This is a genomic window from Flavobacterium notoginsengisoli (genome assembly GCF_014207905.1).
Taxonomy (GTDB): domain Bacteria; phylum Bacteroidota; class Bacteroidia; order Flavobacteriales; family Flavobacteriaceae; genus Flavobacterium; species Flavobacterium notoginsengisoli_A.
In genome coordinates this window covers 1,203,291-1,220,934 of record NZ_JACHLB010000001.1, presented here as the reverse complement: position 1 = coordinate 1,220,934, position 17,644 = coordinate 1,203,291, and the positions used below count along the sequence as shown (strand labels likewise).

The window sequence follows — 17,644 nt, the reverse complement described above, 5'->3', positions numbered from 1 at the left end:
TTACCAAACGTAAGTTGCAACTGCCCCAGCGTTTAGCGTGGTTGTGGTTTGTTGTTGGTTGTATTTAATATTAAAAGTTTCCGGAGCAGCTCCGTCATTTTCTACGATTAAAACGATTTGTCCAGATGGTGTTTTAAATGCCGCATTATATAAATTTCCACTTATATTACTTGCTATTCTTACTGAACCTTCTGGAACAAATTTAGAAGCATGTCCGATAATATAATATCCCACTTCTCTTTTGATATTTTGATTTTGATCGATCATCAAAGCACCTTTGCAAGTTGAACATCCTCCTGGCGTAAAAGGTTTGTAATTTTCATCATTTGCTAACCCCCATGAAAGTGCGTTTTTACTCCAATTACGCATTGAACCAATTACTACATTTTTTACACTCCATTTCAAATCGGTTTCAAAATTAGTTCCTGTTCCTGTATATTGTTCGGTAAAATACAAATCTTTATCGGGAAATGCATTATGAACTGTCGTTAAAGCGCTAATATCTCCTTCATATAAGTGAAAAGCAGAACCTGTTACATATGGATTTGCTTTAGGATCTTTTAAAATCGTTAGCGGATATTCTGGTTTATTACAGTTGTGGTCGTAAACTATAATTTTGGTTTTAATTTTTGCTTTCGCGAAAGCGGGACCTAAATGATTCCCAATAAAATCTGCCTGCTGTTCTGCCAACATTAATAAACTCGGGTTATTTCCTGGGTGTAAAGGCTCATTTTGTGGTGTAATCGCGTCGATAACAATTCCGTGCGATTTCATTGCTTGAATATATTTCACAAAATATTGCGCATATACTTCATAATATTTTGGTTGTAAGCTTCCGCCTTTTGAGCTTCCGTTGTCTTTCATCCAAACTGGAGGCGACCAAGGAGAACCCATTATTTTAATCTTCGGATTTATGGCTAAAATTTCTTTTAAAACCGGAATTACATCGTTTAAATCTGGACCAAGATTAAAGTGCTCCAAATTCATATCGGTTTGTCCTTCTGGCATATCATCATACGAAAAAACTTTTTCATTCAAATCAGATGCTCCAATACTTATTCTTAAATAACTTAACCCAATTGCATCATTTTTTCTAGAAAACAATTCCTGAAGCAATGCTTCTCTTTTTGGTTTGTCTAATTTTATGATTGCTTGAGCGCTTCCTCCTGTTAAAGAAAATCCGAAACCTTCTATGGTTTGGAATTTTTCTGCTGGATTTATTTCAATAGTCTGATTTGAGTTTGTTTCTGAACTAAAAGCTAAATCAGTTTGTTTTTTAAGTTTTGAAGTTTCATCTGTAGTGGTAATCCAAGATGCTACTTTTCCAGAATTAGCTGTTGCATTTTTTGAAGATCCGCAATTTAACTGCATTGCAATAAGAGGCAATAAAAGCAGAATTTGAAGTTTTTTGTTGATGTTTTTCATTTAATCTATTTCTATTAAAACAGGCAAATGATCCGATGGATATTTTAAATCTTTAGAATCACTTAGCACTGCATGTTTTTGAATTGTGAGTCCGCTATTTTTTGATACAAAAATGTAATCCAATAATAATGTTACGGGCTCATTATGTTTAAAATCATTGAACGTTCCTGATGGACCAAAAGGTTTTTCTTTAGAAACATCTTTGGTGTCATTCATCACTTTTTTGATTTCAGCAATTTGTTTTGTTTCTGGTTCTGAGTTAAAATCTCCCATTAAAAAAACAGGATATTTTTTTGTATTTAATGCCTCGATTTTAGATAAAACAAGTTCTACACCTTTTACTCTGGCTACTTCTCCCATGTGATCTAAATGAAGATTAAAAACCCAAAACGTTTTTTTAGTTTTTAAATCTTTAAAAAGTCCGTAAGTACAAACTCTGTTGCAAGCCGCGTCCCAACCTCTTGAAACTACGTCTGGCGTTTCAGACAGCCAAAATGTATTAGATTTTTCTACTTTAAAACGGTCTTTTTTGTAATAAATACAACTTGCTTCTCCCAATCCTCCTTCTTCTCTTCCTATACCAAATCTGTTATAATTTGGCAAAGCCGATGCAATATCTGTTACCTGATTTGGCGTTGCTTCCTGTACTCCAAAAATATCTGGACTGTAAAATTGAATTTGGGAATTAAAATAATCCTTTCGTTTTGGCCATGCATTTTCTCCGTCAGATGCTACATCTAGACGAATATTGTAAGTCATAATTTTTAGGTTTTGACCATAAAATGTATTTCCTGCTAAAAGGAATAGGAATGCTAAAACAAGTTTGTTTATCTTTTTCATGTTAAAAAATTTTAATCCGTAAAGCTAGTTTTTCCTAGACTTTACAGAAAAAAATCTATTTAAAAGTTATGTTAATTAATCTATTGGAAGTGATTATTTTTAAACACATAGAAACATAGTTCTGTAACCGTTGAAAGTCATTTCATTTGCATTAATAAACATAGCAAACTATGTGTTAGAAACTAGTTTCTTTTTATTTTCTATTTCAGATAAAGAAATAACTATGTTTCTATGTATTTATTTTTTAATCACAACAAACAAATCGTTAATTATATACTCTTACATAATCAACTTCATAAGTAGCGCTTTTAAAATTTGGATCTACTGCTCCACCAAAATTTCCTCCCATTGCAAAGTTGATAATAACGAAGAAATTGTTGTTAAAAGGAGTTGTACTTGAGTTTTTATAAGTATAAAACAAGTTATCGTCTACAAAAAATTTGATGCTTTCTGCGCTCCATTCTGCTGCATAAATATGAAATTCTGTTGTTGAATTTGGAGCTGTCGTTGTTTTGGTATCTGGTGTATTTCCCGAACGTCCTGGAGAATGTAGTGAAGAATGAATTACGTTTGGATTATTCCCTACAGATTCTAAAATATCAATTTCTCCACAACCTGGCCACGGTACCGTATCGATATTTGCACCTAGAAGCCAAAATGCTGGCCAAGTTCCACCTCCAACTGGAAGTTTTGCACGAACTTCGGCTCTTCCGTATTTAAACGAAAATTTACCTTTTGTCAGCATTCTTGTCGAAGTGTACTGGCTTCCTTGATAGTTTTCTTTGATTGCCGTAATCTTCAAAAGACCACCTTCAATTTTTACATTTTCAGAACGATTTGTATAATATTGCAATTCATTATTTCCCCAGCCATTACCGTTTCCTAAATCGTAACCCCATTTTGAAGCATCTGGAGCACCGTCAACGTTGAATTCGTCTGACCAGATCACTTTTCTTGCAACAAAAATGTTTACAGTTGTTGAAGTACTGATGAATTTTGAGCCATTGTATGCCGAAACAAGAACTGGATAAGAACTAGTTCCAGACGCTGTAAATTCATATGTAAAATCTCCAGAAGTACTTTCTTTAAGTTCGTTATTAATAAGCACTTTATATTGCGTTGCATTGCTCGCGCTGATGGTTAACTTTACTTTTCCGCTTCCATCTCCATTCGGATTTTCTGCTGTTTTACCTACAACATCAACTTGAACAGAAAGATTGGTTGGGGCAGCATTTGTTGGTATATCTTCACCTGCATCATTACTGCTACTACAAGATTGAAAAACAAACAATAGGATGAGTGTAAATACACCTGCCCTATTTACAAGATTAATCATTTTCATCGTTTATTAATTTAAGTGGTTGAGTTAGTAAACTGATTATCAATATAGATATTTTTCTTCTATTTTTTGATTTTGTTTAAAACAAAATCAAAATAGTTCAAATTAAAGCCGCATTTTTTGAATACGGCTTTAAATATATTTTGTTCTTTCCTTATGAAATTTATTTCCAAGTGTAAGTTCCAACAGATCCAGCTTCTAAAGAAGTCGCAACCCATTTTCCATCATATTTAATGTTGAAAGTTTGAGTTGAATTTCCATCATTTTCTACAATTAAAACTTTAGAACCTGACGGTGTGATAAAAGCTACGTTCTGTAAATCTCCGCCAGAATTACTTTGAATTCTAACTGAGCCCATCGGAACGAATTTAGAAGCGTGCGCAATAATGTAATAAGCAACATTACGCTGATAGCTATCTGTTGAAGTTATTGTAATTGCACCTTTACACATCGTACATCCTCCATCTGTGTGAGGTCCGAAATTTGCATTATTGGCTACATTCCACTCTAACGCATTTTTACTGTAATTTCTAGTTGAACCGATAATTACATTTCTTACATGCCATTTTAAATCGCCACCAAATTGACCTTCAGATGAAGTCCATTGTTCTGTAAAATATACATTTTTAGCAGGATATGCATTGTAAACATTTGTCAATGCACTAATATCTCCGGCATATAAATGAAAAGCCGATCCGTCAACAAAAGGATATGCATCAACATCTGCCAAAACGGCTTTAGGATAATTGGGATTATCGCAATTGTGGTCGTAAGCAATAATTTTCACGTTTAGATTTGCTGCTTTGAAAGCTGGCCCTAAACTGTTTTTAATAAAACTTGCCTGATCTGCAGCAGACATATACATACTTGGATTGTTTCCATCGTGCAAAGGTTCGTTTTGAGGAGTTAAAGCATCAATTGTAATTCCAGCTGCTTTCATTTCCTGAATATATTTCACCAAATATTTAGCATATACATTATAATATTCTGCTTTCAATTTTCCTCCTTTAAAACTAGCTACATCTTTCATCCAAACTGGAGCAGTCCAAGGTGTTGCCAAGATTAAAATTTTAGGATTAATTGCAATGATTTCTTTTAGCATCGCAATTAGATCTTTATTTTTTTCTAAACTAAATTTAGCTAAGTTCAAATCTGTTTCTCCAGCTGCAAGATCGTTATAAGTAAAAGGTGCCGCATCAAGATCTGATGCTCCAACGCTAATTCTTAAATAACTTACTCCAATTGAATTTTCTCCAGTACCAAAAAGTTCCTGCAAAAGAGCAGTTCTTCTTGTTGCATTTAATTGATTGATTACTTCGACACTTCCTCCAGTTAAAGTGTATCCAAAACCGTCAATAGTTTGGAATTTTTGAGAAGCGTTAACTTCAATATTTGTATTAGAATTCACTGTTGTTCCAAATCCTAAAACTCCAGTTTGTTTGGCAAGTAAAGCACTTAAATCACCTTTTGTAAGCCAAAAATCAACATCGTTGGTTGTTGCTGGCGGATTTACAACTGGAGGGTTTACAACCGGAGGATTGTTTTCTACAGCATCATTTGATGAAGAACATTTTACTTGAGCCAAAACAGCTGTCATAAAGAAAAATGCTTTTATGGTATTATTTAAAGTCAATTTCATTTTTAGTGGTTTTTAGTTAGTTGCACAATTAATACACAATAGTCTGTATGGCATGTGGCGGAATAGTAATTGTATTTTTTGAATTTTGAATTTCTAAAGCATAAACAATCTCATTTTCAGATTGGTTCATAACAATAGTAATCAATTGTCCGTCTGCGTTCTTGAAAGAAGTGCTTATCAAAGATTTATCACTTATAGTTTCTATAATTCTTTTGGCATTAGGTCTAATGAACTTTGAAAAATGTCCGATATAATAATACATTGGTGTATAAATTAATTCGTCTTTTGTAGTGTCTGCGTGAATAGGCGCAAAACAGAAATTCCCAACATGATTAGGCCCTCCATTCTGATCTAGAAGAATATTCCAATCTGTCCAAGCAACTGTTCCGTTATTAAAATCATTAATCATGTTGATTCCATAACGCTCTGCATTGCCCCAGAATTGATATTTTGAAGCATCAAATTTTTCGATGCAGCCTTCTGTAAAAATTAAATTTTTGTTTGGAAATGCTTCGTGAACTTTTCCAACAGACTCAAATTGTGGCGGACCACCATTCCAAGTTTCGTACCAGTGAAATCCAATTCCCCAAGCATATTTTGAAACTTCAGGATCTGAGAAAACAAGATTCGCACGTTTTTCCAGCATATCTCCTCTGTTATGATCCCAAATAATAACATTTTTAGATCCTAATCCTTCTTTTTCTAAAGTTGGCCCTAAATGATTTTTAAGAAAATCTCTTTCTGCCTCTGGTGTATAGATACAAGATTCCCAGCTTTGTCTTGCCATAGGTTCATTCTGCACTGTTAATCCCCAGATTGGAATACCTTCTTTTTCGTATGCTTTTATAAATTTTGTGTAATACAATGCCCAAGTAGCAGCAAACTCCGGCAACAAAACGCCGCCGTGCAAAATATCATTATTGTCTTTCATGAAAGCTGGGGGACTCCATGGACTGGCAAATAATGTTAGCTTTCCGCCGGCAGTTTTGATTGCTTTTTTGATTAACGGAATTCTATATTTTCGATCGTGGTTTATATTGAAAGTTTTTAATTCTTTGTCACCTTCAGAAATATAAGTGTAACTATCACTGCTAAAATCGCAACTGTGAATGTTTGTTCTGGCTAAAGAATAACCGATTCCTTTGTTTTTATCGTAATAAGCATTTAAAAATTCCTGCTGTTTTTTAGGTGAAAGTTTAGCAAAAACTTCAGCACTTGCATCTGTGATTGCTCCTCCAATACCCAAAAAAGTCTGATCTGTTTTTTCAGTATTTACAATAATAGATACTGTGGCTTTTTGTTGTGTTGTGTTTTTGTTTGAAATAAAATCATTTGACAATGACAATTTCAAATTGGTTTTTTCGGCAGTAGTAAAAACTTTTATTTTATTGTTTTTTTGTGAAGAAGCATTGTTTGTTTGAGCCGTTGCTTTTGAGGTAAAACAGCTTAATTGCATCAAGATAAAGGCTGATAGAAATATTTGAGTGGTTCTTTTCATATTACTTAAAAAAACAGTTTAAAATTTAAAAGTAAAGAGAAGACTAAAATGGATGATTCAAATTAGTCCTCAACCTTACTTTCCTACAAAATATTAATAAACAAGCGTCTGTATAGCATGCGCTGGAATTTTAACTACCGATTTTTCAGCTCCAATAATCAAATTATAAGTAAGTTCATTGGCTGACTGATTCATAACAATTGTTGCCATTGTTCCGTCAGTATTTAAGAATGATGTACTTAATAAGGCACTTCTGCTAACAGCAGTACTCACGCGAACAGCATTTAAATGAATGAACTTTGAAAAATGTCCGATGTAATAAAAAGATGGCGTATAAATTAATTCGCCAGTTGTTGTATCGGCATGAATAGGTGCAAAACAGAAATTTCCAACGTGATTAGGTCCTCCGTTTTGGTCCAAAAGAATATTCCAGTCCGTCCAAGCAACTGTTCCGTTGTTAAAATCGTGAATCATATTGGTTCCGTAACGTTCTGCATTACCCCAAAATTGATATTTAGCGGCGTCAAATTTTTCGATACATCCTTCAGTAAACATCAGTTTTTTGTCTGGATATGCTTCATTTACTTTACCAACGTTATCAAACATTGGTGCGCCTCCAGACCAAGTTTCGTACCAGTGAAATCCCATTCCCCAAACATATTTTGCTGCTTCAGGATCTGAGTAAATTACATTGGCACGGTAATTCATTAAATCACGGTTATGATCCCAAACGATAATTTTTTTATCGCCTAAGTTTTCTTTTTTCAAAGTTGGCCCTAGATAGTTTTTGATGAAATCTCTTTCGGCTTCAGCCGTATAAATACAAGATTCCCATGTTTGGGTTGCCATTGGTTCGTTTTGAGTAGAAGTTCCCCAAATTGGAATTCCCTCTTTTTCGTAAGCCTTAATAAACTTAGCATAAAAATTAGCCCAAGTTTGATAGTATTCAGGAAGTAAAGTTCCTCCTTTTAATACATTTTTATTGCTCTTCATAAATGCATTTGGAGACCAAGGCGCAACATAAGTTGTCAATTTTCCTCCCGCTTTCTGAATAGCTTGTTTTATTAAAGGAATTCGATATTGTCTATCGTGATCAATAGAAAAAGTTTTCAAATCTTTATCTCCTTCTTCGATATAAGAATAGCTTCCACTGCTAAAATCAGAGCTTTGAATCGTTGTTCTTAGCAAAGAATAGCCAATTCCTTTTTGCTGATCGTAATAGGCATTTAAAAATTCTGCTTGTTTTTCTTTTGAAAGTTTAGCAAATATTTCGGCACTTGCGTCTGTAATAGCGCCTCCAATTCCCATAAAAGTCTGAAACTTTTTAGCTGGTTCTACAAAAACTGAAAATTCAGTTTCCAAAGGTTGTTTTGCTGCAGAAAAAGTCAAATTATCTGTAGATGTTAATCTCAATTTTGAGTTTTCTGCTGTGGTATAAACGGTTATTTTTTTGCCACTAGTTGTAAATTCTTTTTTTGTTTTTGGCTGTTGTGCAATAGCTGCAACGGAAAACAAAAGGCATAAAATCTTTAGACTATTTTTTTTCATTCGCTTCCAATTATTATTGTTTTAATTGAAGTTTTGGAGAAATCTAAAAACTGGTTTTCCACCTTTTAAAGAATTTAAAAAATAGCCCATACTCATAATGATTATGGGCTATTTACAACCAAACTTAAACTTAAACTTAACTTAACTCTTTATTTTCCTCGGAATTCAATTTTTGAAACTGTGATTCCGTCTTTTGTAAACTTATTACCACCACAACGGATAAGTAAATAGATTTTTCCTGTTTCTGTGAATTTAACTGTGTTTGAAACTGTTCCTGTTTTGTCGTTTTTAACACATCCAACAACAGAAAGCATTCCAGAGAAACCTGTTTTTGCACAGCCATCCCAAGTACTTAATCCCATAACTTTGTTGTCTTTGTATTCAACACCAGATGCAGGGAATGATTTACCAGCATATACTTCAAACCAAGTTTCATCAGATCCGCTTGGAGAAGAAACTTTCATATCTATTGTATACTCTTTGTCTTTTACAACATCAATTGCTTGATAAATTCCTTCTTGAGCCCATCCTCCAGGAGAATGAAGTGTAGCGCTGTTATTTGCATAAGACCAAAAAGCAGCACCAGTAGGGCTAAGATTTAAAACTGTCCATTTTGCTTGATCTGCAGCAGTTGCAAAAGAACCACCTTGAACTAAATTTCCTTTTAAAGGATCTGAAGTCGCAACCACAACATCTTTCGAAGCAGTACCTGTAGCACCTCCAGCACCAATCGCAGTATGTGTAATTGTATAAGTACCTGCATCTGGAAGCGAAATTTCTTCTTCCATTTTTCCTGCATAAGCACCTGCTCCTTTATCCCAAATTGATTTTAAAACTCCTTTTGGCTGAGCCACTAACTTATAAGTATTTACTTTTCCTTCAACTGGAGTAATCGTAAACGATGCATCAACAGTTGCTGGGGTTAATCCATTATTATCAATGGAATCATCTGGTTGACAACTCGTAACACTTAATACTGCTGTCATAAAAAACAATGCTAAAAACCCTTGTTTTTTCATTAAATTTATTTTCATATGATATTGTATTAACTGATTAGTAATTAGGATTTTGAACTAGTTTTGTGTTTTCTAAATCTTTTTGTGGAATTGGCCAAATTTCATTTTTACCAGCCACAAATCCGCTAGAAGCAAGTACAGAAGCTGCTTTTCCAGTTCTAACTAAGTCGAACCAACGATGTCCTTCTCCTGCCAATTCTAATCTTCTTTCGTTAGCAATAGCATCTAATGAAACTGGTACAGAAGCCAATCCAACTCTAGCTCTTACCGCATCTAATAAAGCTTGCGCTCTAGCACCTGTTCCGCCTAAAGCTTCTGCTTCCATTAAGTATGTATCAGCTAAACGAATAGCATAAGTATCTTGTTTGTAATTTAAAGCTGCTGCTCCTCCACCTTGAGAAGTATCACCATTTAAAGGCATAAATTTCTTTAAGAAATATCCTGTATCTTGATCTCCAGGAGCATAATCCGCAACACCTGAAGCTTTTAAAGCAAGCAAATCAACAATTGTAGCATCAAAACGCGGATCACCTTTTAGAGCATTGTATAAACTAGGAGTTACTGGATTAAAACTCCATCCTGAGATATAGTCTACAGCTGCTCCCGTTTTTTTAGTATATCCTCTTGGACCAACCATGATGTTAACAGAGTTTCCTTCGTCGTTTCCTCCGCCCCAGAATCCCCAGTCTGCATTACTTTTATCAGTATGCATAATTTCGATAATTGCTTCTGAGTTGAATTTGTTGCTGATAACCCATAAATCTGCAAAGTTGCTAAGCAGTTTATATCCGTACATGCTAGTTCCTCCTGGAGTACCGTTCACATCTGCAAATTCAGCAGCAGCAAGAGAATTTTTTCCTTCGTATAAATAAACTTTACCAAGTAATGCCTGTACAGCTCCTTTAGAAAAACGTCCTCCTTCAGTTGCAACATCAACTGTGTTTGGCAGAACTGCTTTTGCTTCAATTAAATCTTTCTCAATTTGTGCATAAACTTCTTCTGGCTTAGATTGCGTGATTGTGTAAGTTTCAGCTGGTGAAAGTGGCGCTGTAATTAATGGCAAGTTTCTAAAAGTTCTTACTAATTCAAAATAGTAATATCCGCGCATTGCTTTAGCTTCTGCCGCAAAACGAACTTTTTTTGCTTCATCCATTTTTACACCTGGAAGTTTTGCCAATAAAATGTTTGCTCTTGCGATACCTTGAAAGAAATCTCCCCAGAAACTTCTAGGCATATTAATTTTATCAATAGTATAATTATCAAAAGCATGGATTCCGGCTCCATCTCCAGGTCCTCCACCTCCGGCATAGAAATCATCTGAACCTGCATTCATCATACAGATCATGTTTTCGAAACCTTTAGATTGTTTTCCCATGACATCATAAACAGCAACTAAACCAGAAAAAGCTTCTTTTTCATCTTTATAATAGTTGTCTACTAATGGTAGTCCTTTTGGGTCTACTGTTAAAAAGTCTTCACCGCAAGAAGAGCCAAGAAGCAATAATCCTGCTGCGACGAATGAATATCTTATATTTTTAATTTTCATGATTCTTAATTTTAAAATTGTAAATTAACCCCTAACATTAGTGTTCTAGCTTGTGGATAATATCCTTTATCAATACCTAAAACTCCTCCTCCAATTTCTGGATCATAACCAGAATATTTTGTAAATGTCAATAAATTTTCTCCTGTCATGTAAAGTCTTACTTTAGAAAGACCTCCTTTTGAAATAACATCACTTGGCAAGCTATATCCAATTTGAACTGTTTTGATTCTCCAGTAATCTCCATCTTCTAAATAAAAATCTGATGGATTAGAGAAGTTTTTGTTATTATCTACAGAAGATAAAATTGGATAAGAATTAGTAGATCCTTCACCTGTCCAACGTCCTAATGCAGATGTTTGATAGTTTGCATCTGTGATATCAAGACGACGTAATCCTTGGAAAATTTTGTTTCCAATTGCTCCTTGAGTAAAGATTAATAAATCAAAGTTTTTGTAATCTAAATTAATCGTGAAACCATAAGTGTATTTTGGAAGTGGGCTTCCTAGGAAAGTCTTGTCATCATCATCAATTTTACCATCTCCATTATTATCTTTCCATCTGAAATCACCAGGTCTTGCATTTGGTTGGATTAAACCTCCTGCTGCATTTGTATAAGCATTAATTTCTGCTTGATTTTGAAAAATACCTTGTGTTGTATATCCATAAAATGAATTATAAGATTGTCCAACTTGTGTTCTAGTTACTGCACCCATATTTTGGAAAGAAGCATCTCCAGAAATAAACTGAATTCCTCTTCCTAAATTGGTAACTTCATTTTCTAAGTAAGAAATGTTTCCGCTTACGTTTAAGTTTACTTGACCGATTTTTTTGCGGTAAGATAATTCTACGTCAACACCTTTATTTTGCATATCTGCAATGTTTGCAGAAGGTCTTCCTGAGCTACCTACGTGACCAGGCAAATCGACATCTTGTAAGATACCTATAGATTTTTTAACATAAAAATCTGTAGTTAAAGACAAATCATTGAAGAATGTAACATCAAATGCTACGTTTGCTTGTCTAGTTTCTTCCCATTTCAAATCTGGGTTAGCAGGAGCATTCGGGCTATTTCCAATTACAACAGAACCTTGATTTCCGATTGTATAATTTCTACCTGATCCAATTGTAGGTAAGAATTTGAAATCTCCAATAGCATCACTACCTGTAATACCATAACCTCCTCTAAATTTCAATTGTGTTACCACTTTATTTTCTGGCCAGAAGTTTTCTTTAGTTGGTACCCAACCTAAAGAGAACGATGGGAAAACTCCGTATTTGTTGTTTTGACCAAAACGAGAAGAACCATCACGACGTACGATACCAGTAAGTAGGTATTTTTCTTTGTAATCATAGTTTAATCTAGAAAACAATGACGTTACTTTATGCTCGTATCCGTTGTATGCAGAAGCAGTAATATCATCTGTTACAGCACCTGAATTAAATGTTGCTTCGTCAAAATTAGTTGCTGGAAGGTTTTTGTAAGTTACAGTAGATCCAGAAGTAATATTATCAACATAAGCTCCTTGTCCAACTAAGATCGAGAAGTTATGATCACCGATTTGTTTTGTATAAGAAAGTGTGTTTTCAATATTCCATCCAAAACCTTTGTTTGAGTTTCTTGTTAAACTATTGTTTGGATTAATAGTAGAAGAGTTGAAGTAATATACTGGAGTAAAACTTTCAGCTCCCCAATAAGCTAATTTACCTCCTAAAGTAGTTCTAAATTTTAAACCTTTTATAGCTTCTAATTCTAAATATGCATTTCCAACAAAATTGTCAGACCATCCATAATTTCCTAATCTTGTTTGAATATAAGCTAATGGGTTGCTCATCTCTTGAGTTACTTTTGTAGAAATTCCGTAAGGATTTCCATTTGCATCTCTTAAAACATAAGGCAATGTATATGGTGATTGATTTGCGACAGTTGGATCTGTAACAATAGCCGGTGTAGTTGGATCTAAATTGATAGCAGAACTTAAAGGTCCACCATATTCGTTATTTGTATTTCCAATACCTACATTTTTCTCATGAGAATAACCTAAAGTCTGACCAAAAGTTAATCCTTTTACAATTTTATGAGTAGAGTTTAAACGAATGTTTTTTCTGTTGTAGTTAGAAATTTGCGGTGCTACAATACCTTCTTGATCTAACAATCCTAAAGAAACATAGAATGTAGAAACATCATTTCCACCAGACAAGCTTAACTCATGACCTGTTCTTTGAGCATGATCGTTAAAAATTTGATCTTGCCAATTTGTACCTACGCCATAAGAAGATGGATTTTGGTAAGGAAGTGTGTACGGTTTGCTTGGATCTGGCGTATAACCGTTTGCATATCTTTCATTCATTAAAGTAGCATATTCTGTAGCATTTAATAAATCAAGTTTTCTCGCTGCTTCAGAAAAACCAGTGTATCCGTTATAGTTTACACTCATTTTACCAGATCTACCTTTTTTAGTAGTAATAAGAATAACCCCAGCTGCTGCTCTAGCTCCGTAGATTGCTTGAGATGCCGCATCTTTTAAAACCTCCATAGAGGCAATGTCTGATTGATTTAAAAAACCAATTCCTCCCGAGTCAACAATTACACCGTCAACAACCCATAATGGTTCGTTGTTACCGAAAGATGTAATACCCCTAACTCTAATTGTAGAAGAAGATCCAGGTTGTCCTGCATTAGCTGCAATTGTAACCCCAGAAACTCTACCTTGAAGAGATTGCTCTACCCTTGTTATTGGTAAATCTTCAAGATCTGAAGCTTTTACACTAGAAATTGCTCCAGTAACAACAGATTTCTTTTGAGTACCATATCCAACAACGACAACCTCATTTAAAGATTGTGATTCTGGTTTTAATTGAATTGCAATTTTAGTTCTTCCGTTTACAGCTTCAGTTACTGTGGTATAACCAATAAACGTAATTGTTAAAGTTCCGTTTGAAGGCACTTGGATCTGAAATTTTCCGTCGAAGTCAGAAGCCGTTGATTTAGTAGTACCTTTTAATAAAACAGTTGCACCTGGAACAGGCATTCCACTTTCATCATTAATTATTCCATTTACTGTGACATCCTGAGCCACAGCTATAACCGAGAATAATAAAGATGAAATACAAAAAACAAGTAATTTTGTTAATTTCATTTTTCTAAAAATTTTGGTTAATTAATTAGTAATTTGATGCAATACTAAAACTAAATTTTTACTTTTCGCATTTAAAAATCCATACAAAAACACATCAAATTAAAAATTTTAATATTATAAAAACACATCAAAAAATACACAATTAACTGATTTTAAAAGATTTAAAAAAATAAATAATAGTACTAAAGAAAAGTTAATTACAAAAATAAACACTACATCAAAAAAATAAGTTTGTAAATTATTAAGAATCGACCAAACTACAACGTGATAGTAGCGCTACACATACTGTAATCATTTATTATACAAAGGATTACTTATATTTTATCTAAAAAATGGTCATATTGACCAAAACCAAGAATATCATATTTTTATACATTTTTTTTTACATTATTCTCAAACAAAAACATTGAAAGAAAATACTTATTTTACAAAAATTTAAGAGAATTAACTTACTTTTTATTAGTGTAATTGGCAAATTTCACGGTTATTTCAACTGCTGAAAAAGCTAAAAAGCTGGTATTTTAATTATTTCTTAGAATTTTAGAAGATTAAATTGGTAAATGGATGCTATAGCGGAATCGTAGTGACTTAATTTTCGTTTTACTGATAGCAAAGTTTGTTAAAGCACAATAATAGCATTCGAGAGAAAAAACAAAGTCCTTAAAGACTTTATGGCATTAAAATTAGAAACAAGGCGTTGAGAATCTCATATTTAAAAATTGCATTGGCCAAACTCCAAATATTGGCTTAAAATAGCATCCTAAAAAGCATCGGCATTCTATAAAGCATATATTTAAGGATGTTTTTAAAGAGTTTTGCCACACAAATGAAGCAGAATAGAGAAAATACCGTGTAAAAGCCTAAAGAGGCTAATTAAACAATAAATAAGTTTATAAAGACATTAGAAAGAAGTAGATATAAATAGACTTAGAATCTATATAAAAACAATAGCCCATAATCGAAATTATGGGCTATCCAGGCAATAAACTTAACTTAAACTAACCATAGTTTAAATCTTATAGATATTTCATCACATATAATGAAATAAAAAATGTTTGAAAATTCGAAAAAGGAATGTTTTAATCTTCCTTTTTCGAAAATAACTAACATGAAATTATGGTTGAGGAACGAATACAAATGTCCAACCTGTTCCGTATGTCTCACTATTATTTAAATACAATACCATTTTATTAGCCTCAAGACTAACAATAGTGTAAACACCATCTTTGTTACCTGCAGCAGATCCTAACATTGTTGAATTGAATATTGTCAATTGTTTGTTTTTAATATCCAATTTAAATGTTCCTTTTTTCGGAGTTGCAGTTGCTGTTTCGTAATGATTATAGTTAGCAGCTCCATTCAGGTCAAAATGCATTTGACCTTTTGCATCACTTGGCGCACAGCAATCACCGGCATTCCACCAAGCTGTCATAGCACTTTCAGCACTTCCATTCGGAGACATAAACCACCAAAATCTTCCTGATCCTTGCTCTCCATCAAATACCCAAGTTTTACCAGCTACTGTATTAGTTCCTACTAAATCGTACCAATCTTGATCTAAAGGTGTATCTAATTGATTGATCTGAACATCTATAGTTTTAGTAAAAAACTCAGCGCCTAAACTTCCAACAAAAGTAAATGTAGCTTTACCAGGAATAGGATAAACAAAAGTTACTTCGTTTGTCAGTGCTTTATCCAATCCATAATCCCAATACCCAGTTATTCCTGGAGTATTCATACTAAGAGTGATTTTATTTCCTCCCGGTGTGCTTTGAGTTGCGACTAATTCAACTCCAGCAACATCAGTAGAATTCTCTAAATGCTTTTCATCAACTATCGGATCACATGCTGAGAAAGTCAGCATAAAAAGAGCCAATAGAAGGTATATTATTTTATTGATTTTCATAGTTATCTATATTAATATTGTTAAATTTTACCAACCTGGATTTTGTGTATAAACTCCATTAGATAATCTAAGCTCCGTTTCAGGAAGCGAAACCAAACCTTTAGTTTCTGGTCTGTATTTTACACTGTAATTTGCTGAAGTACCAGAATTTCTAACTGGAATAGTGCTATTAAATGCATTATCAACATCTCCCCAACGAATTAAATCAAACCAATGTAAACCTTCAAAAGCAAATTCGTGTAAACGCTCGTCTTTAATTGCTTCTAATGAATATCCAACCGGCCCTAGTTTTGCTCTAGCTCTAACAGCATTTAAACCTCCAGCTGTTTTAGTAATTTCCGAATGCATCAATAAAACATCTGCATAACGCATGTATATAAAGTCTTGCGCATGCATTAACTGCATATCACCATTTGACCAGTTATACAATTGAACAAACATACCTTGAGTTGCCCCACCAGCATTAGGATATTGTAGTGAAATATATTTTTTATTAAAATATCCTGTTTCGTGATCTCCTTTATCACCAGCATAACCAGCTGTTCCTACATCTGCTTTACCAACTTCAAGGATCGAACCTCTTTTTCTTGGATCAAGTTCTGACCAGTTACTGTATAAACTTGGATTTACAGTACACCAACCCCATCCTTCTCCAAATGGCACTAATGAATTACCACGTAATGCAGAAAACAGACACAATCTATTAGTATAAATATTACCATTCGTCCAGCCCCAATCTCCAAAAGAAAAACGCTGTACAAACATAGACTCATAATTACCTGTACCAAAAGTAGGTGCTGCTCCATCTTGGCCAACCCAAGATAAACCTTCAGTAGCTGCCCATGGTAAAACATTATTTCCAGATGCTTTATTCACATAAGAATAAGGCCAAAGATTTCTAAAATCTGACGCTAAAGCATGACCACTATTAGTCATACAATCAGTTAAATAACTTGCCACTTGAGTTGCATTAAGACTTCCTCCTTCTGCTAAAGGCAATTCTTCAGTAGCTTGTTTTTCCATATTTGTCATGTAACCTGTATAGAATAAAAATACACGTCCCATGTAAGCTTCTGCAACCCATTTGTTTGCATGTCCATATCTTGATGTAGGAATACTTGGAAATGGAGTTGCCGGCATTGTTTCAATTGCCTTTTTTAAGTCTGATGCAATCTGAGCAAATGTTTCGCTATATGTATTTCTTGGTCCATCTTTTTTTCCATCAATACTTGTAATCAAAGGCACTCCTCCGAAGAATTTACCTAATCTGAAGTAGAAAAATGCTCTCATAAAATAAGCTTCACCAATGGCTTGCTGCTTAAACTGATCTGCTTCAGCTGGAGTATTAAAATAACTAGTAAAATCTGCTAAAGGTGTTTTTTCGATAATAGCATTTGCTCTCGCAATACCTCTGTAAGATTGAACCCATAAATCTAGATAAGTATCATCTACCGGATCTTCAAAATTATCAACCCATTTTGCTGTTTTATCATCAGGACCTCCGCCCCCTAACATCATATTATCCATTAGGTTGGCAGCAATCTGCTCTTCACTATGTACGTTATTTGTATAAATAGCATTATAAACCCCAGCAGTTGCTTCTTCAATGTCTTTAGGCGTCTTATAGAAAGTCGATAAACTCTTTTCTGTTAAGTTATCGGTATCAAGATAGTCATTACAGCTTGATACAATAAGCACAGACGAAATTGCTAATAAATATTTTATTTTTTTCATTGTAATTGTCTTTATA

The 17,644-nt window shown here is 33.9% G+C and carries 11 protein-coding genes; all 11 read right to left on the bottom strand.

From position 1 onward, the window contains the following. The gene (locus HNP35_RS05160; RefSeq protein WP_184157894.1) at window positions 1-1,425 is read right to left on the bottom strand and encodes a glycoside hydrolase family 30 protein; all 1,425 of its coding nucleotides are present in this window, start codon (window positions 1,423-1,425) and stop codon (window positions 1-3) included. Then, window positions 1,426-2,265 carry an endonuclease/exonuclease/phosphatase family protein gene (locus HNP35_RS05155; protein ID WP_184157895.1) on the bottom strand — a complete coding sequence of 280 codons (840 nt, stop codon included), beginning with the start codon at window positions 2,263-2,265 and terminating at the stop codon, window positions 1,426-1,428. Between the two features lie 265 nt (window positions 2,266-2,530). Beyond that, window positions 2,531-3,607 (bottom strand): glycoside hydrolase family 16 protein, encoded by a 1,077-nt coding sequence (locus tag HNP35_RS05150; protein ID WP_184157896.1) that lies wholly within the window; start codon window positions 3,605-3,607, stop codon window positions 2,531-2,533. 160 nt (window positions 3,608-3,767) lie between these two features. Then, entirely contained in the window at window positions 3,768-5,243 is a 1,476-nt protein-coding gene (locus HNP35_RS05145) for a glycoside hydrolase family 30 protein (RefSeq protein WP_184157897.1), read from the bottom strand. 28 nt (window positions 5,244-5,271) lie between these two features. After that, a complete protein-coding gene (locus HNP35_RS05140; protein WP_184157898.1) occupies window positions 5,272-6,741 on the bottom strand; it encodes a glycoside hydrolase family 30 protein in 1,470 nt (489 codons plus the stop codon). Window positions 6,742-6,834: 93 nt separating this feature from the next. Beyond that, window positions 6,835-8,289 carry a glycoside hydrolase family 30 protein gene (locus HNP35_RS05135; RefSeq protein ID WP_184157899.1) on the bottom strand — a complete coding sequence of 485 codons (1,455 nt, stop codon included), beginning with the start codon at window positions 8,287-8,289 and terminating at the stop codon, window positions 6,835-6,837. Between the two features lie 149 nt (window positions 8,290-8,438). Beyond that, window positions 8,439-9,323, bottom strand: a complete 885-nt coding sequence (locus HNP35_RS05130; protein WP_184157900.1) for a hypothetical protein — start codon at window positions 9,321-9,323, stop codon at window positions 8,439-8,441. A 19-nt stretch (window positions 9,324-9,342) separates the two neighbouring features. Continuing rightward, entirely contained in the window at window positions 9,343-10,851 is a 1,509-nt protein-coding gene (locus tag HNP35_RS05125; RefSeq protein ID WP_184157901.1) for a RagB/SusD family nutrient uptake outer membrane protein, read from the bottom strand. An 11-nt stretch (window positions 10,852-10,862) separates the two neighbouring features. Then, window positions 10,863-13,988: a SusC/RagA family TonB-linked outer membrane protein gene (locus HNP35_RS05120; RefSeq protein ID WP_184157902.1), complete on the bottom strand. Its 3,126-nt coding sequence runs from the start codon at window positions 13,986-13,988 to the stop codon at window positions 10,863-10,865. 1,114 nt (window positions 13,989-15,102) lie between these two features. Next, complete coding sequence (locus HNP35_RS05115; protein ID WP_184157903.1) at window positions 15,103-15,894, bottom strand: hypothetical protein; 792 nt, start codon at window positions 15,892-15,894, stop codon at window positions 15,103-15,105. Between the two features lie 27 nt (window positions 15,895-15,921). Next, entirely contained in the window at window positions 15,922-17,628 is a 1,707-nt protein-coding gene (locus HNP35_RS05110) for a RagB/SusD family nutrient uptake outer membrane protein (RefSeq protein ID WP_184157904.1), read from the bottom strand. Window positions 17,629-17,644 lie beyond the last annotated feature (16 nt).

Coding starts and splice junctions, on each gene's coding strand:
- HNP35_RS05160 (WP_184157894.1), bottom strand. CDS start 1,425: ATGAAAAACATCAACAAAAAACTTCAAATTCTGCTTTTATTGCCTCTT.
- HNP35_RS05155 (WP_184157895.1), bottom strand. CDS start 2,265: ATGAAAAAGATAAACAAACTTGTTTTAGCATTCCTATTCCTTTTAGCA.
- HNP35_RS05150 (WP_184157896.1), bottom strand. CDS start 3,607: ATGAAAATGATTAATCTTGTAAATAGGGCAGGTGTATTTACACTCATC.
- HNP35_RS05145 (WP_184157897.1), bottom strand. CDS start 5,243: ATGAAATTGACTTTAAATAATACCATAAAAGCATTTTTCTTTATGACA.
- HNP35_RS05140 (WP_184157898.1), bottom strand. CDS start 6,741: ATGAAAAGAACCACTCAAATATTTCTATCAGCCTTTATCTTGATGCAA.
- HNP35_RS05135 (WP_184157899.1), bottom strand. CDS start 8,289: ATGAAAAAAAATAGTCTAAAGATTTTATGCCTTTTGTTTTCCGTTGCA.
- HNP35_RS05130 (WP_184157900.1), bottom strand. CDS start 9,323: ATGAAAATAAATTTAATGAAAAAACAAGGGTTTTTAGCATTGTTTTTT.
- HNP35_RS05125 (WP_184157901.1), bottom strand. CDS start 10,851: ATGAAAATTAAAAATATAAGATATTCATTCGTCGCAGCAGGATTATTG.
- HNP35_RS05120 (WP_184157902.1), bottom strand. CDS start 13,988: ATGAAATTAACAAAATTACTTGTTTTTTGTATTTCATCTTTATTATTC.
- HNP35_RS05115 (WP_184157903.1), bottom strand. CDS start 15,894: ATGAAAATCAATAAAATAATATACCTTCTATTGGCTCTTTTTATGCTG.
- HNP35_RS05110 (WP_184157904.1), bottom strand. CDS start 17,628: ATGAAAAAAATAAAATATTTATTAGCAATTTCGTCTGTGCTTATTGTA.